General features: G+C 65.4%; 16 protein-coding genes. 2 read left to right on the top strand and 14 right to left on the bottom strand.

Features of this window, described 5'->3' with window-relative positions:
• Window positions 1-45 precede the first annotated feature (45 nt).
• Window positions 46-1,257 carry a hypothetical protein gene (locus F9Z44_RS21800; RefSeq protein WP_159609010.1) on the top strand — a complete coding sequence of 404 codons (1,212 nt, stop codon included), beginning with the start codon at window positions 46-48 and terminating at the stop codon, window positions 1,255-1,257.
• Window positions 1,258-1,423: 166 nt separating this feature from the next.
• Here the strand turns inward: F9Z44_RS21800 and F9Z44_RS21795 are convergent, their stop codons facing one another.
• Window positions 1,424-2,395: a deazapurine DNA modification protein DpdA family protein gene (locus tag F9Z44_RS21795; protein ID WP_236574422.1), complete on the bottom strand. Its 972-nt coding sequence runs from the start codon at window positions 2,393-2,395 to the stop codon at window positions 1,424-1,426.
• Between the two features lie 394 nt (window positions 2,396-2,789).
• Here F9Z44_RS21795 and F9Z44_RS21790 point away from each other — a divergent pair, with 394 nt between their 5' ends.
• On the top strand, window positions 2,790-3,263 hold the full coding sequence (locus F9Z44_RS21790) for a hypothetical protein (RefSeq protein WP_159609009.1): 474 nt from the start codon (window positions 2,790-2,792) through the stop codon (window positions 3,261-3,263).
• Window positions 3,264-3,655: 392 nt separating this feature from the next.
• On the opposite strand, the gene F9Z44_RS21785 is transcribed toward F9Z44_RS21790, so the two are convergent.
• From F9Z44_RS21785 to F9Z44_RS21725, 13 genes are read right to left on the bottom strand one after another with little or no spacing between them, the layout of a single operon-like run.
• Entirely contained in the window at window positions 3,656-3,901 is a 246-nt protein-coding gene (locus F9Z44_RS21785) for a DUF2274 domain-containing protein (protein WP_033990732.1), read from the bottom strand.
• Window positions 3,898-5,172, bottom strand: a complete 1,275-nt coding sequence (locus F9Z44_RS21780; protein ID WP_033990734.1) for a TrbI/VirB10 family protein — start codon at window positions 5,170-5,172, stop codon at window positions 3,898-3,900. Before F9Z44_RS21780 ends, F9Z44_RS21785 begins: the two co-directional genes overlap by 4 nt.
• 2 nt (window positions 5,173-5,174) lie before the next feature.
• Complete coding sequence (gene trbG, locus F9Z44_RS21775) at window positions 5,175-6,167, bottom strand: P-type conjugative transfer protein TrbG (protein WP_033990735.1); 993 nt, start codon at window positions 6,165-6,167, stop codon at window positions 5,175-5,177.
• Window positions 6,164-6,868 (bottom strand): conjugal transfer protein TrbF, encoded by a 705-nt coding sequence (gene trbF, locus F9Z44_RS21770; protein ID WP_033990737.1) that lies wholly within the window; start codon window positions 6,866-6,868, stop codon window positions 6,164-6,166. Before trbF ends, trbG begins: the two co-directional genes overlap by 4 nt.
• A gap of 12 nt (window positions 6,869-6,880) precedes the next feature.
• Window positions 6,881-8,266, bottom strand: a complete 1,386-nt coding sequence (gene trbL, locus F9Z44_RS21765; RefSeq protein ID WP_034011154.1) for a P-type conjugative transfer protein TrbL — start codon at window positions 8,264-8,266, stop codon at window positions 6,881-6,883.
• Window positions 8,263-8,583, bottom strand: a complete 321-nt coding sequence (locus F9Z44_RS21760; RefSeq protein WP_034011152.1) for a hypothetical protein — start codon at window positions 8,581-8,583, stop codon at window positions 8,263-8,265. The genes trbL and F9Z44_RS21760 overlap by 4 nt, the downstream gene beginning before the upstream one ends.
• Window positions 8,584-8,595: 12 nt before the next feature.
• Window positions 8,596-9,321, bottom strand: a complete 726-nt coding sequence (gene trbJ / locus F9Z44_RS21755; protein WP_017677040.1) for a P-type conjugative transfer protein TrbJ — start codon at window positions 9,319-9,321, stop codon at window positions 8,596-8,598.
• On the bottom strand, window positions 9,318-11,771 hold the full coding sequence (gene trbE / locus F9Z44_RS21750; RefSeq protein WP_034011151.1) for a conjugal transfer protein TrbE: 2,454 nt from the start codon (window positions 11,769-11,771) through the stop codon (window positions 9,318-9,320). The genes trbJ and trbE overlap by 4 nt, the downstream gene beginning before the upstream one ends.
• Before the next feature lie 15 nt (window positions 11,772-11,786).
• Window positions 11,787-12,059 (bottom strand): VirB3 family type IV secretion system protein, encoded by a 273-nt coding sequence (locus F9Z44_RS21745; protein WP_159609008.1) that lies wholly within the window; start codon window positions 12,057-12,059, stop codon window positions 11,787-11,789.
• A complete protein-coding gene (locus tag F9Z44_RS21740) occupies window positions 12,056-12,448 on the bottom strand; it encodes a TrbC/VirB2 family protein (protein ID WP_031656904.1) in 393 nt (130 codons plus the stop codon). Before F9Z44_RS21740 ends, F9Z44_RS21745 begins: the two co-directional genes overlap by 4 nt.
• Window positions 12,445-13,482 (bottom strand): P-type conjugative transfer ATPase TrbB, encoded by a 1,038-nt coding sequence (trbB, locus tag F9Z44_RS21735; protein WP_159609007.1) that lies wholly within the window; start codon window positions 13,480-13,482, stop codon window positions 12,445-12,447. Before trbB ends, F9Z44_RS21740 begins: the two co-directional genes overlap by 4 nt.
• Entirely contained in the window at window positions 13,479-13,943 is a 465-nt protein-coding gene (locus F9Z44_RS21730) for a ribbon-helix-helix protein, CopG family (RefSeq protein WP_033475077.1), read from the bottom strand. The genes trbB and F9Z44_RS21730 overlap by 4 nt, the downstream gene beginning before the upstream one ends.
• A complete protein-coding gene (locus tag F9Z44_RS21725; RefSeq protein ID WP_033475076.1) occupies window positions 13,940-15,943 on the bottom strand; it encodes a conjugal transfer protein TraG in 2,004 nt (667 codons plus the stop codon). The genes F9Z44_RS21730 and F9Z44_RS21725 overlap by 4 nt, the downstream gene beginning before the upstream one ends.
• Window positions 15,944-16,144: the final 201 nt, after the last annotated feature.

The raw sequence follows: 16,144 nt of genomic DNA, 5'->3' as shown, positions 1-16,144 counted from the left end.
TCGCGGTGAGAGCCAGCATCACTACGAGCAACACAGGAGAATCGCATGGCAATTTCCCCCTTTGTTTTTTCGTCTGAAAACCTGCCGCGGCACAAGGCCAAGCAGCTTTACAAGGCCTTCCCACATCTGAAACTCTCTGTCGCGCAGGAGGCCACTGCTCGCGCCTTGGGCTATTCGTCGTGGTACGAATGCATCCATCGTGGGTCAAGCGGAGAAGCCAGCTTGTCGGACCAACAGGCTGGACTCCCCGTTCGTGTCGGTCGGTACTACCACCAGGCTGGCGTTGTCATGGGTCTGGGCATTGCGCCACTCGAAGCAGATCTGTGGGTGCGCGCGTGGGGGCTGACGGGCAATCCGACCTTGGCCCCAGAGTCAGGCATCCCCATGTACTTTCGCTGGAATGACACCTTGGAACGCCTTGAGCGCGGTGAACTCAGCGAAGAAGATGTGAAGGCAATGTGGTGGGCCCACGATTCCAAGTACCCGGGTGTCGACATGCCTGTGCGTGTCTGTCCTGGCGTGATCTTGGGCCCCCTGGGCCGGTACCCGCACTACGCTGTGCATCCTGAGATCAACGCGCGCATTCCGATTTACCTTCGAGGCCCTTCAAGCCTTTACCACATTGAAGACGACTACGACGTTCTTGCCATGTCGGTTGCGGGCTTCGAGGAAGAAGGGTATCCAGCCGACTCGTTCATTCAGCACCTCGACAAGTTCCAGTATGAGTGGCACCTGGGGAAGAAACACCCCAGTTCGAGCGTATCGCTGCTATCAGCACTTGAGTCTGCCGCCATGTCTTCCCCCGAGGCCATGGTGGTCATTTCTCAACGGACGCAACCCGACCTGAATGGCAGATCCGATCCCGACCTTTGTGCACTCGCCTGCTTGCGGGGCCGAGATTTTGCAGCCTTCCTTCGCGCGAAGGGGGTCATCGACGTCTCAAAAGTCGTCTGGTATCGGGACGTTGATGCCCTCCAAGCTGCTTTTTTCGGTGGCGATTGGAACTTCTCCAATGCTTGTTCCCTGCCCGTGTTTTCGCATGCTCACAAGCACCAGCCTTCACTGCCTCTGTACAGCTATCCGTTCAAACAAACACCAATGCACAGCGATGAATACACGACGATGTTTGAGCGCTTGTGCCTGTTGCCACTTGATCAAGACTACTCAGGCGACGGGGGAGACGATGACGACGACCGCGCAGATGAGACCGACCCTGTTGGGCCAGCGCCAATTCTTGAAGAGATGCTTGAGCAGTGAAGGCGCCGAGCTGGCAACCATGCCGATGTAACTCAAGCTAGAGGCCTGACGTTTCAGTGGCCGCAAACAAAATAGCGCACGGTCTTTCGACGCGTGCGCTTCTTTCTAGGTGTGCCCCACGGGGCAGACAGGCGTGGGGCAAGCCCCTCTCCTGTCGATGCAATCCTCAGATGGTCACCGGCCGGGCGATCCGTGCGTCAGTGCCGGTGGCGATCCGCGCGAGCGCGGCACCCATCCAGCGATCCATCTCGGCGCAACGATGAACCATGCTGTTAGAGTGACCGCGCTGGTGCGCCTTGATGCGGGCGCCAAGGTCAAACGCCATGCTGTCGGCAGATGCCATCCAGCTGTTGGACGCCATCTCTCCAAGGCAGTCGCCTTTGACCCCGAACAGGTGCAGGCGTGACGTCTGAGGGATCAGCGGGCGCAAGCGCTCCAGGACCGCGTACAGGCCGTGTGTGGGGTGTTTGAGAGAGCGCCTGCATACCGAGCCCACCCCGATGAGTGCGGGAGCGCCCAGCCAGGGCTCCCATCGTTCCCACACACGTGTCATCAGTTCCAAGCTCTGCTCGTAGTGAGCAGCGTCCCAGCCCTGAATCACCGGTACCGGTGGTTTGAGCATGTTGGCGATTGTTCTGGCCGAGCAGGTTTTCACCAACTCGTTTTGCCAGGCATAGAGGGTCTGCAGAGCGCCTTCCAGCAGCGTGGCCGTGGCCTTGATGCGGAACTGGATTTCGTCTTCGCTGCCCGCCAGTTCGGGCTCGACGCAGAGGTCCGGTTGTGACCACCAGGACGACCCACAAGAGGTGGCGAACTCAACGTACTGCGACATCGACCACGGGAAGATGCCGGCCATGCCAGCTTGCTTGCCCTTCTTCTTGAACATGAGCATCGCCACGTACCCGGCTGAGTCCATGGCGAAGTCGAGCTCGCTGAGGTCGGTGTACTCGGGGAAGCTGAATTCCTGTTTGGTCTGAGACCAGAAGGCGTTGGCCGAGACCATTGCCGCATATTCCTTGGTGCATGCGTTGAAGGCGAGCTTGCCGCCCCGGTGGGGGATACCCACGCGCATGACCATCTCATCGCTGAGATGGGCGTTGATCTGCCCGATGGGCAAACCCATAAATGAGCCGTTCATATGTCGTTCCTGAAAGTGAGTTCAGGACCGCACACCCCACGGGCGCGAAGTCCCGAGGGCTGAAGGTGAAAAGTGACTTTGCAGTCGTTGATGGGTGCAATGCGCCCGCAGGGTGCCCGGTGGGGGCGGCGGACAGCACCAGAGGTCACGCAGGGTGACTTCAGTGGTTCCGAGGATAGGGGGGCTTCATGGACCTGTCAGGCCATCTGGGTCAGTTTCATCTGCGCTCAAGTCAGGATTGGACAGCCGCCCGGTCAGAGGCTAAGCTGTATATAAACACAGAGTTGAATAACTCTGGTTCGCCGCATCTATCAGTGTGGCGTGAGCGAGATGCAGGTTGCTACACATGTCGTCTCATCGTTTAAACGTTCCACAACCCATCTCAGGAGCTTCCATGTTTTTCATTGACTATGCCCGTTTTGAAGGCAACACCACCCAAGCTAGTTCCCAAGCCATCGCTTTGCTCCAGCATGACGATTTCAAGTTCGCGGTTTTCTCAACATCGCCGGACAGCGCCGATGGCACGGAGAAGCCTGCAGACGGCCCCGAGACCAATTGGCCCTACTTCTCGGCCGCCATTCGCGTTGGTGACAATGTCCACATCTTCGACTCGACGTTGCTCAGCGCCGCGCGCTACCCTCGCGGCAGCGAAGTCCGTGACATTCTGGATGTTGCAGTTCAGATGGGCAGCGTCTACTTCACGCAAGGGGTTGCGGGCTTCACCGCCGGTTTGAGTCCGGAGGCTGCCGCCCGGCGTTTCGCCGGCGTGCCCCTCACTGCGCTGACGAAGGAGACCCGTTCGGATTTTTGGCTGAAGGTGTCGCGCGGTATTCCCGAGTACGAGTTCTTCAAGCAGGCAACCATTTAACGCTTACCAACAGGTCGGGAAAGTTTCCCCGGGGAAATTAGCCGCTGCAACTGGCTTGATCGCTGAGGCTTCGTCGGCCCTGCTGTGCTGAGCCAACAGACAAAAAAGTGCCGGTGTCAAGTCTTTCGCGCAAATCACGCAGGGCTTGAAACCGTATATGGGACAGTAGGTTAGCTCTTTTCGGGGCCGCTTTGCAGAACCGCGGCTTCGTCGGCTAGGAGCCACATAAGAGCGTCGGGAGAGAAAGCCGCATCGCACCGTGTCGTGCTGGATTGCCGAGGAACGGCGGGCCTGTCGCGTCATCATAGCCCAAGAGGCTTGGCGGCATCCAGAATGAAGAACGCGCAGCCGGTGGCTGCGCGTTCGATGGATGCCGTTGGTATGTGACGCCATCATGTCGGCTTCGATGGCGCGCTCCGGGTCGCCGTGCCCTTCCTGAATCCCCGATCCCCCGCCATGAACGCCTCCAGCATGTGCGGGATCAATTTCTCTGCATCGACCGCCTCGCCATACGCCTGCGCGTGCAGCGAGGCGTAGCGGTCGAGGTCGGCTTTCAGGCTTGCCGGGCAGGCGAAGGTCAGCTTGACACTCTCGGTCTTGGGCAGAGGCCCGAGCCGCAGCTTCTTGGTCGTGGTCATTGCGAAGCTCCCCGGTTAAAGAACAGGGGCTGGTACGGCCGCAGCACCAGATCCCGGTTGACGATGATCCGCACCGGCAACCCTGGCCGCGCCGTCAGTGTCGGCTGGATGTTCATGTTGCGGCGGGTGATCTCCTGGCCGACCTGGTTGATGCTGTCTTGCGCGCTATCGCGCCCGGCGATCACGATGCGGTTGCCATCCTGGCGATTCTCCGGCGCGGCCAGCTCGGCGCCTACGCCCAGCAGCGTCGTCAGCACCGCGCCCGAGACGATGCGCTTCCAATGCCAGTCCACGTCGTCCTCCAGGCCGGCGTAGCCCGCTGAATCGGTGCCCACAAGGTTGTCGAGCGTCAGCGATGAGGTATCCGGCAGGATGACCCGGTTCCACACTATCTGCACGCGGCTCTGCCCATAGCTGACCTGGCTGTTGTACTTGCCCAGGATGCGCGAGCCCTGCGGGATCAGCAGGAACTTGCCCGTGGCCGTGTCATAGACCGGCTCCGTGACAGTGGCGATCACGTCGCCCGGCAAGTCCGACTTCATGCCAGTCACCAGCGCGCCCGCGATCACGGTTCCGGCCATCACCTGATAGGGCGACGCCGGCAGCGCCAGATTGCCGGAATTGCGGGTTTCCGTAGAGCCGGCTTTCAGGAACGCCTCTTTCTGGTCTTGCCGGTTCTGTACGGCGGTCGGGTCGGCAGGCTGCGTCGCCACCGATGCCGGCCCGGCCGCGAGTGGGTCGAAGGCCGCGAGCGCGCTTGCACCACCAGGCGCACCCGGTGTCGCCTGCGCCACGGTCGCGGCGGCTTGGCCTTGGCCGCCCGAGCGGAAGAACACCGACGAAGCCGCAGCGGCTTCCGCCTCTTTGCGCAAGGCATCGTTGGGGTCGTGGCCGGGGGCCGCGTAAGCGGCCACGGCCGGCTGCTGCGAGTTCACGATGGCAGGGCCGAGGTCGCCCGGCAGCGGCGGCCCCAGCTCGGGCACCTTCGGCGGCAGCTTCGAGTAGTCGGCCGGCAGACCGTCCAGCCCTTCGGACTTCGAGACGCGATCGACGTTGTATAGCTCGGTCTGTTCGCCTGCGCTGCGCCGCTGCGGTTGCAGCGACCAGATCGTGGCCCCGAGCACGGCGACCGACAGGCCGCCGACAAGGACGGCCAGCGTGCGCCGGTTCAGGCGCGTGACCGGACGCGGCTGGGCGCGCAGCGTCACCGACTCGGGCGCGACCTTGCCCGCCTGTGGCGTGTCGAGGTCGGGGGTGTCGTCCTGGCTCATGGTCAGTCCCTCCGCGCCACGCCGTCCGTGCGCTCGATTCGCACCACGTCGCCCTTGTCACCGCCCAAGCGCAGTTCGGCCGCGCCGAACAGCCGATCCACGATGTAGTACGGCGAGCGGAAGCGGTAGTTCACCAGTTGCCCATCGCCCTGCGCACCGATGACAAAAAGCGGCGGCAGCTCGCCTTGCGCGATGCCGGCGGGGAACTGGATATAGACCTTCTGCCCGTCGTCGAAGGCGCGCAACGGCTTCCACGGCGGATTGCTGCCGCTGATCGCGTAGCGGAAGCGCAGGTTCTCCAGCGACAAGCCGGAGTCCACCGGCGCAGCGGCGCTAGCGGCCTGTGCCTGGCGCTGCAAGGCCAGCATCCGGTCGCGCGGGTACTCCCAGGACACCGATGCCATCCACGTCTTTTCCGTCGAAGCCAGCTCCAGCAGGTACGTCCTGCGGCTGGTGGTGATGACGAGATTGGTCTTGAGGCCCGAGCGAATCGGCTTGACCAGCACGTTCACGCGCAGATCGGCACCGCTGCCGCTGGACGTGTCGCCCACGATCCAGCGCACGGTATCGCCGGCGGCCACCGTCACCAGTTCCTCGCCCGGCTGGAGCGAAACGACGGTCACGCGGCCCACGGCCGCATAGACCTGATACAGCGCGCCATCGGTGAAGGGCCACACCTGAATCGCGTTGACGTAGCCCTCGCGCGTGGGCGCGACGCGGGCCTCGGCATTGGCGCGCGAGACGCGCACCGTCTCGTCGGCCGGCTCCGGCGTGGGCTTGGCGTCCTCGGCTTCGGGCAATGGCTTCAACTGCGCCGGCATCGGCAGCACCTCGGGCACGGCCACCACCTCCACCGGCGCGGGCGGTTCGGGCAGCGGCTGGGCCTGCACCGGCTCATCGAGCGAGATGGTCGGCGGTGGCTTGCCCTGCGTGGCGCAGCCCGCCAGGGCAAGCAAGATCACCGGCAAGGCGGATTTACGGAAAAGATCATTCATGGCTTGGCTCCTTCGGAAGAATCCAGTTCGCGGCTCCACGACAGGCCGTTGACGTAGATGCCCAGGGGGTTCTTGCGCAGGCGTTCTTCGGTGCGCGGCGGCTGGAGCACGATGGACACCACGGCCGTCCACCGCTCCAAGCCCGCCGCGGCGCCGTTGACGTAGCGGCGTTCCGTCCAGCGCACGTTGAAAGACGTGTCGCTGGCGCGCACGACGCTGGTGATCTGCACCGTCACCGACTCCTTGCCGATGCGCGCGAACGGGTCGTTGACCCGTGCGTAGTCGTTGAGCACGGCCGCGCCCTTGTCGGTCGTGTAGTCGTAGGCGTCCAGCCAGTTCTGGCGGACGACGATGGGGTCGATGGACAGCGAGCGCACCAGCGTCACGAAGCGCGCGATGTGGTGCGCGGTCTGCGCATCGTTGGGCCGGTATGGCGTGGCGGCTTCGCCCACGGCGCGTACCTGGCCCGTGTTGTCCACCTCCACGACGTAGGGCGTCACGATGGATTGCGCCGAGCGCCACACCAAGCCGCCGGCCATCAGCAGTGCAAGCGTCAGGCAGCCGAAGGCCATCAGGCGCCAGTTCTTCGCCTGGACGCGCGGCGAGCCGATGCGCTTGTCCCACACCTGGCCGGCAGCTTGGTACGGCGTGGCAGGCTGCGGCGTGTCGGCGTAGCGCACCTGCGGTTTCTTGAATCGCATGGTCAGTTCTCCTTATGAATCGGAATCGCGCAGGCTCGGCCCCTGGCCGGAGCCGCCGCCATCGCCACCGCGCAGCGCGTGGGCGGTGGTGGTCGCGGCGTGGGTGAGTTGCTGGCGGCGATGCAGGCGCTTGGCCCAAGCGGGCTGTTCCTGTGTCTGCGCCGTAGCGGCGCCGGATGCGGCCTCGCCTGCGGCACCCTGACCGGATGCCGCACCCGCGCCGCCATCGGCAGCAGCGCCATTCCAGCCAGCGCGGAAGGGAGCGGCCATGCGTTGCCCGGCAGCGGAAGCGCGGGATGCAGCACCTCGCCCGGCTGCCTGCGCGCCGGTCTTGGCGACGTTGCCCAGGCCCGCCATCGCGCCCTTTGCGCCGCCGCCAGCGGCGGCGGAACCGGCCTGGAACGCCGACTTCGCACTGCTGGCCGCCGACGTGGCGGCGCGCGCACCGCTACCGGCCAGCTTGGCGGCAGCCGGGGCCATGCGCGCACCAGCAGCCACGGCGCCACCCACGCCCGTCGCGGCGGCGCCGATGGCGACGGCCGTGCCGGCAGCGCCGACAGCAGCACCGGCCATTGCGCCAGCGCCGAGCTGCGGCGCACCGGAGACGAGGCCCGTGGCGATGCCAGGGCCGAAAATCCCGAGCGCCAGCAAGGTGAGCGAGGCCAGCATGATGACCAGCGCGTGGTCAATAGACGGCTCGGCGGGATGGACTTGGAACTGAGCGAACAAGCCCGAGCCGATACCGACGATCACGGCCAGCACCAGAACCTTGACGCCGGAGGCCACCACGTTGCCCAAGACCTTTTCGGCGAGGAACGCGGTCTTGTTCCAGAGCGCGAATGGCACCAGCACGAATCCGGCGAGCGTGGTCAGCTTGAACTCGATCAGCGTGATGAACAGTTGGATCGCCAGCACGAAGAAGCACAAGACCACGACCAGCCACGCGAGGAACATCACCACGATGGGGTCGAGGTTCACGAACACTTCGGGAAAGCCCGCCATCTCGCCGATCTGCTCCAGAATCGGCGCCCCGGCGTCGATGCCGGTTTTCGCCAGCCGGCCCGGCTGCAAGAAGTTCTCCATCGTGATGGCCGAGCCGGTGGCGGTGATGCCCAATCCCGCAAACGAGCGGAACACGATGCTGGCCAGCCAGTTGAAGTTATTGATGATGTAGGCGAAGGCACCGACGTAGAGCACCTTGCGCAGCAGCTTGGCGATCACGTCCTCGCCCTGGCCGGTGGCGTGGCTCATGGCCCAATACAGGCCGGCGATCGTCATGTCGATGACGATCAGCGTGGCCGTGAGGAACGCCACTTCGCCCCGCAGCAGCCCGAAACCCGAGTCGATATAAGCGGCAAAGGTGTTGAGGAACTGGTCGATGATGGTCACGTCATTCATGGCGTGTCCTCCGGTTCGGCGGGATCGGCCGGCGCCATGCCATCGGCCGGCTCCTCGAAGCTCGGCGGGATCGGCGGCAGGTCGGCCAGCGTCTGGTATTCATCCGGCCCGGCCTGGCCGGAGAAGAAACGCCGCCGGAAGGCTTCGGCGGCGGCGCGGCAAGCGTCCTCGCCCGTGGCCTGCCGGTCGGCCGCGCATTGCGCGCGCAATGCCTTCAGCCGCACGGGATCGGCGGCCAAGGCATCGGCAAGGTCGTCGGCCGGCTGCTCGCCGCAAGCGGCCAGCAGCACGACACCAAGGGCGAGGACGCATCGCATGGCGGCCTCCCGTCAGTTGCCGTAGAAGTTCACGGACTGCGGCGTGTACGGCGTGCCGTCGCCGAGGAAGCGCCGCCGCACCTCGCGGGCGCGCTCCGTGGCTGCCGCCTGCCGCGCCAGCTCCAGCGATGCCGCCCGGTCTTGCGTGATCTGGAGTCGCTGCGACTGGATCGACTGCTTGGCCTGCAAGGCCAGCAATTGATTCATGGCCTGCATCGCCTGCAACGCACCTTCGGCCGACTGGCTCTTGCCCACAAGATCGGCCAGCACGCTTTCGTCTTCGCCCAGGTTCTGCGACACCTGCGCCTGCATCTGCATGGTGGTCTGCAAGCCGTTGAGCGTGTTCCGCCAACGCTCCTGCGCGTCGCGGTACATCTGGTCGCCGCTGACGGTGGCGGCGTACTGCTCGGGATACAGGCGCGCGAACTCCCGATCCAGATTCGTCACGTCGTAGGCCAAGCCCCTGGCCTGGGCGATCAGCCGCTCGGTGGTCGCCAGATTGGCGCGCAACTGGTTCACCACGCTGGACGGCAGGCTGGCGAGGTTGCGCGCCTGGTTCATCAGCATCTGCGCTTCGTTCTGAAGCTGCTGGATTTGGTTGTTGATCTGCTCCAGCGTGCGGATCGCGGTCAGCGTGTTCTGCACGAGGTTCGTGGGATCGACCACGACCCATTGCGCATGGGCGGTGGCGGTGCAAAGCATGGCCGCGATGGCGGCGGCAATAAGACGCTTTTTCATGGCAGGTTCTCCAGGGGTTGGTCAGCGAGGGAACCCGGCGCGAGGCCGGGGAACGAGGGCAGCAGGTCGGCCGCCCAATCGAGGCCGCGGTGGCGAAGCCAGGCACCCGCGAAACCGGGCACGCCGGCGTCCAGCAGCACGCGGTCTATGTCGCGCTGGTCTTGCGGCGTGGAAGCGCCCGCGAAGGCCAGCGCCGCCGGCCCCAGGTCGAGGTCGAACAGGCGGTTGCCGAGGCGGGATTGGTAGTAGTAGTCGCGCTTGGGCTGCGCGGTGGCGACGATTTCGATCTGCCGCCTGTTGAGGCCGAAGCCCTCGTAGATCGTGCGAATCTGCGGCTCGGTCGCCTGCGGGTTGGGCAAGAAAATCCGACTCGCGCAGCTTTCGATGATCGCGGGTGCGATGCTCGAATCCTTGATGTCGGCAAGGCTCTGCGTGGCGAATATGACGCTGACGTTCTTCTTGCGCAGTGTCTTGAGCCACTGGCGGATACGCGCGGCAAACACCGGGTCATCGAGGAACAGCCATGCTTCGTCGAGGATCAGCAGCGTGGGCGCCCCGTCGAAGCGTTCATCAAAACGCGCAAAGAGGTAATGCAGCACGGCCATGACGGCGGCCTTGCTGTGCATCAGCTCCTCCATCTCGAAGCACTGCACGTCGGCCGTGCCCAGCCGGTCGTGGTCGGCGTCCAGCAGCTTGCCGTGGGCACCGCCGAGCACATAAGGCGACAGCGCCTGCCGCAGCGTGTTCGATTGCAACAGCACGGAAAGCCCCGTCATCGTGCGCTGCTCCACCGGCGCCCCGGCGAGACTTCCCAGCGCCGACCAGATAGCCGCCTTCTCGTCGGGGCCGACCGCCACGCCTTCGTGCAGCAAGCGGCCTTCGATCCATTCGGCGGCCCAGGTGCGGTAGCCCTCGCGGTCGATGCGTGCCAGTGGCTGGAAGGCGATTTCGCCATCCGTGCCCAGGTCGTAGTGCTCGCCGCCCAGGCCCAGGATCGTGGCCCGCATCGAGCGGCCCATGTCGAAGGCGAAGATGCGCGAACCGCGATAGCGGCGGAACTGCATCGCCAGCGTGGCGAGCAGAACCGACTTGCCCATGCCGGTCGGGCCAGCCACCAGCGTATGCCCCACATCGCCGATGTGCGTCACCAGCCGGAACGGCGTCGCGCCCTCGGTGCGCGTGACGATCAGCGGCGGGCCGTCGAGGTGGTAGTTCTTCTCCGGCCCTGCCCACACCGCCGACACCGGCATCAGGTGCGCAAGATTCAGCGTCGAGACGATGGGCTGGCGCACGTTGGCGTAGGCGTTGCCCGGAATGGACGACAGCCACGCATCCACGGCGTTGAGCGCTTCGGGAATGGTCACGAAGCCCCGGCCCTGGATGACGCGCTCCACCATGCGCAGCTTCTCGTCCGCCACGGCGGCGTCCTCGTCCATGACGGTGACGGTCGCCGTCAGGTAGCCGAAGGCGACTTGATCGCTGCCCAACTCCTGCAAGGCAGCGTCCGCATCGGCGGCCTTGTTGTTGGCGTCGGTATCGACCAGCGGGCTTTCCTGCTGGAAGATCGTTTCGCGCAGCAGCGCGATGACGTTCTTGCGCTTGGCGAACCACTGGCGGCGCAGGCGGGAAAGTTCTTTCTCCGCCTCGGCTTTGTCGAGGCAGAGAAAGCGCGTGCTCCAGCGGTACGCAAAGCCAAGGCGGTTGAGGTCATCCAGAATCCCCGGCCAGGTCGAGGTCGGGAAACCTCGCACCGACACCACGCGCAGGTGCTGGTTGCCCAGCATGGGCGCCAGGCCACCGACCAGCGGCGAGTCGGTCAGCAGCGCGTCGATGTGGAACGGCACTTCGGGCACGCCCACGCGATAGCGCCGCGTCGAGATGGTCGCGTGCAGGTAGGTCAGCGTCTGGCTGTCATCGAGCCAGGCGATCTCCGGCATCACGCCGTCGAGCAGGTCAAAGACGCGATCCGTTTCCGCGACGAAGGCTTGCAGCCGCTCGCGCCAGTCCACGCCGGTCGTCGGCGTGTTCTCGTAGAGCATCTTGGCTGCACGGGCGCGGGATTCTTCCGGCGGCAGGTAAAGCAGCGTCAGGTGATAGCCGCTCTCGAAGTGATTGCCCGATTCCTCGAAGGCGGCCCGGCGTTCTTCCTCCACCAGCCACGAAAGCGGCTCGGGAAACTCCGAGCGCGGATAGTCGGCGGCGGCGCGGCGCTCGGCCTCGATGAACAGCGCCCAGCCCGATCCCATGCGACGCAGCGCGTTGTTCAACCGCGCCGACGTGGCGATTAGCTCGCCTTGCGTCGCGCTGTCGAGGTCAGGCCCGCGAAACCGGGCCGTGCGCTGGAAACTGCCGTCCTTGTTCAAGACGACGCCCGGTGCGACCAGCCCGGCCCAGGGCAGCCAGTCGGCAAGCAAGGCCGGGCGCTGGCGGTATTCGGCGAGGTTCAGCATCGCGGCGTCCTCCCCTCACACGTCCAGTAGCGGGCGGTGCTTGATGTGCCGGGCGAAGACCTGCATGAACTGCGGATCGACGCGCGCGCCCCATACCGCCAGCGAATGGCCGACAACCCAGAGCACCACGCCCGGAATCCACAGTTGCAGGCCCAGGCCGACAGCGGCGGCCAGCGTGCCGTTGGCGATCGCCACCGTGCGCGGCGCACCGCCCAGCAGGATCGGCTCGGTCAGCGAGCGATGCAGCGGCACTTCAAACCCGGCCGCAAAGGCATCCGGGGCACTCATACGACGGCCCCGCCGGAGAAGCTGAAGAACGACAGGAAGAAGCTCGAAGCCGCGAAGGCGATGGTCAGGCCGAAGACGATCTGGATCAGCTTGCGAAAGCCGCCCGACGTGTCGCCGAAGGCGAGCGCGAGGCCCGTGGCGATGATGATGATGACCGCGACGATGCGCGCCACCGGCCCCTGGATGGATTCGAGGATGGATTGCAGCGGGCCTTCCCACGGCATCGAGGAACCGGCGGCCTGCGCGGTTCCGGCCATGAACAGCAGCAGCGCGGCCAGCAGCAGTCCTTGCCCCGCAGGGCGTGCCAGGCTGCGCAGCCGTGCCAAGCCGGTCAGGTGAGGAAGCGGATCTACGAAAATACGGAAAGCAGGAACGTGCATCTGCGTCATGGCAGTTCTCCAGGGTGGTTGAGGGACGGGGAAGAAAGGTCGGACTGCGATGGCAGCTCGGGAAATGGCGCATCCATCGCGTCCGCCAGTTGGTAGCCCACGCCGTCGAAGCCGACGACGCGGGCGATGCTCTCGATGCGGCGCTTGCGCCCACGCCCGGCGATGTAGATCACCACGTTGACCGCCTCAGCGATCAGCGCACGCGGCGGGTTCACGGCCACTTCGAGAATCAGTTGCTCCAAGCGCAGCAGCGCGCCGAGCGCGGAACCGGCGTGGATCGTGGCGATGCCGCCGGGGTGGCCCGTTCCCCACACCTTGATGAGATCCAGTGCTTCGGCGCCGCGCACCTCGCCGACGACGACGCGATCAGGTCGCAGGCGCATGGATGAACGCACCAGCTCGGTCATGGACACCACGCCTGCGCGCGTGCGCAGCGGAACGTGGTCGCGGGCCGCGCATTGCAGTTCCACCGTGTCTTCGAGCACGAGAACGCGGTCGCCCGTGGCGGCGATCTCGGCCAGGAGAGCATTGGCCAAGGTCGTCTTGCCGCTGCTGGTGGCACCGGCGATCAGGATGTTCTGCCGCTCGCGCACGGCCCGTACCAGAAAGCCCGCCTGCGCGCTGGTCATCATCCCGTCGATGACGTACCGCTCCAGCGGGATCACGCCGATGGCGCGCTTACGCAGCGCGAAGGCTGGCCCCGGCGCGGCGGGCGGCAAGATGCCCTCGAAGCGTTCGCCGGTCTCGGGCAGCTCGGCCGACAGCAGCGGCTGGCCGCGATGCACTTCCGCGCCGACGTGGGCCGCCACAAGACGGATGATTCGCTCGCCGTCCGCTTCGGACAGCTCCACGCCCATCGGCGCACGCCCCGATGAAAGCCGATCCACCCAAAGGGTGCGGTCGGGATTCAGCATGACTTCCACCACGTCCGGGTCTTCGAGCGCGGCGGCGATCAGCGGCCCCATCGCCGTGCGCAACATCTGGATGCGCCGGTCGAGCGACGTGGCGGTCATGGATTGCGGAACGGCGCTCATGACGCACGCTCCTGTGCTTGGGCGACTGCCGCCGCGTCCTCCATCCGCATCGGATCGGGGTGCAGTTCCTCCACCACGTCGCGCACCAGGCTGCGTCCGCGTAGCAGGTGGCGCCCAAGCTGCTCCACGAACTGCTCGAAGCGTGCTTTGCCCTGGGCGCGAGCCGCGTCTTGGTGCGCCTCGGGAACGGGCGTGCTCACGGTCAGGTAGTAGCGGATGAACAGCGCCAGCGTTTCGATGGCGATGTTCTGGTCGCGCTCCATGCGCTCCGCCTGCCGCGACAGGCGATCAAGCCGCTTGGCGATGGCCGCCTCGCGCTGGTCGGCGGCATCAGGCGACAACCACGATGCGAGCGCCGCCGCGACGATGGACGACTTGGACACGCCTTTCTTGGCGGCCAGCTCGTCCAGGCGCTTGGCGTGCTCCGGCTGGATGAACAGGTTGAGGCGGTAGTGGCTCATAGCTCGATTCCGTCGTTGGGGTCGAGGGAAGCCAGCCGCGCCGTGCGCTGCATGGCCGGGTCAAGCTGGCGAGGAAGGGGAAGCGGCAGGTCGTCGTCGTCATCGAGCAGCGCGAGGTCGGCAGCCGGCACGGCCAGCTCGGGGGCGTAGGCGACGGTTTCGGAGAGTTCGGGTTGACGGCGTGGGCCACCGTCATCGGCAGAGGCAGCGAAGCCCTCAGCGGTATCGGACGCAGGCGCGACGGGCATGGCGGGAATAGCCAGGCCGCTCCAATCATCCGAGCGCGACGGCGGCGCGTCCGCGTACTGCCCGTTCGCCAGTGCAGGCGGCGGCAGCACGCGGCGCTTGAAATTGGCGTCCGCGTAGTAGCGCAGCTTCTTCGCCTTGATCGGCGCCACGCTGGACACCATGACCACCGCCTCGTCGGGCGGAAGCTGCATGACTTCGCCCGGCGTCAGCAGCGGCCGGGCCGTCTCCTGGCGCGACACCATCAAGTGGCCCAGCCACGGCGCGAGCCGGTGGCCCGCGTAGTTGCGCTGCGCGCGCAGCTCGGTGGCCGTGCCCAGCGTCTCGGAAATGCGCTTCGCCGTGCGTTCGTCGTTCGTGGCGAACGTCACGCGCACATGGCAGTTATCCAGAATCGAATGGTTCTGGCCGTAGGCTTTGTCGATCTGGTTGAGCGACTGCGCGATGAGGAAGCTGCGGATGCCGTAGCCCGCCATGAAGGCCAGCGCCGTCTCGAAAAAATCGAGCCTGCCCAGCGCCGGGAACTCGTCGAGCATCAGCAGCAGCTTGTGGCGGCGCGCGATGCCGTCGGAGCCATCAAGCGATTCGGTTAGGCGCCGCCCGATCTGGTTGAGGATCAGGCGAATCAGCGGTTTCGTCCGCGAAATGTCCGAAGGCGGCACCACCAGATACAGCGACACCGGATGTTCGGCCGCGATCAGGTCGGCAATGCGCCAGTCGCAGCGCGAAGTGACTTCGGCCACCGTGGGATCGCGGTACAGGCCGAGGAACGACATGGCGGTGCTCAACACGCCGGAGCGCTCGTTATCCGACTTGTTGAGCACTTCGCGCGCAGCCGATGCGACTACCGGATGCGGGCCATCGCCCAGGTGGGGCGTGGTCATCATCCGGTGCAAGGTCAGCTCGAAAGGGCTGGCCGGATCGGACAGGAAGTTGGCAACGCCGCGCAGCGTCTTGTCTTCGCCCGCGTAGAGCACATGCAGGATGGCCCCGACCAGCAGCGCGTGCGAAGTCTTTTCCCAATGGTTGCGCTTCTCCAGCGCGCCTTCGGGATCGACCAGAATGTCCGCGATGTTCTGAACGTCGCGCACTTCATGCGCGCCGCGCCGCACCTCCAGCAGTGGGTTGTAGGCTGCCGACTTCGCATCGGTCGGGTTGAACAGCAGGCAGTGCGAGAAACGCGAACGCCAGCCGGCGGTGATGCTCCAGTTCTCGCCCTTGATGTCATGGATGACGGCGGATGCCGGCCAACTCAAGAGTGTGGGAATGACTAGGCCCACGCCTTTACCCGAGCGCGTGGGCGCGAAGGTCAGGACGTGTTCCGGTCCTTCATGACGTAGGTACTGGTGATCGTGCTGACCGAGGAACACGCCGGCAGGCTGTGTGAGGCCGGCCTTGCGAATGTCGTGCGCATTCGCCCATCGCGCCGAGCCGTAGGTCGTGACCATGCGTGCCTGGCGCGAGCGCCAGACCGACATGGCGATGGCAACGACCACGGCGACCATGCCGCTGGCGCCGGCAATGGCACCGCCGGTGTCGAAGACCTCCGGCGCATAGGCGCCGAAGAAGAACCACCACTCAAACAGCTTCCACGGGTGGTAGATCGACGTGCCAAGAAAGTCGAACCAGGGCGAGCCAAGGCGTACTTGATAGCCAAGGGCCGCCGCTGTCCATTGTGTGGCACCCCACACACCGGCGATCACGATGCCGAATACCACGGCGATCTGACCGAACAGCACGTTCGTCCCTTGCATGACCTGGCCTCCGCTTTCTCCTGCGCTGGTTCCTCATGGAAAGCGCGGCACAGGGACGTGCCGCAAGCGTCAGGATCGGTGCCGGATCAGTGCTGGTCAAAGACCGTTTCAAGCAGAAAGGTCGAGCAAAAAGACAGAATGAATGCAGCGGCAGGCCAAAGAAAAATGCCGCAAGCGAAGGCGCATTGCGGCGTGTCGAAC

This window comes from Hydrogenophaga sp. PBL-H3, from assembly GCF_010104355.1.
Lineage (GTDB): Bacteria > Pseudomonadota > Gammaproteobacteria > Burkholderiales > Burkholderiaceae_C > Hydrogenophaga.
This window is presented reverse-complemented; position numbering and strand designations above follow the sequence as displayed.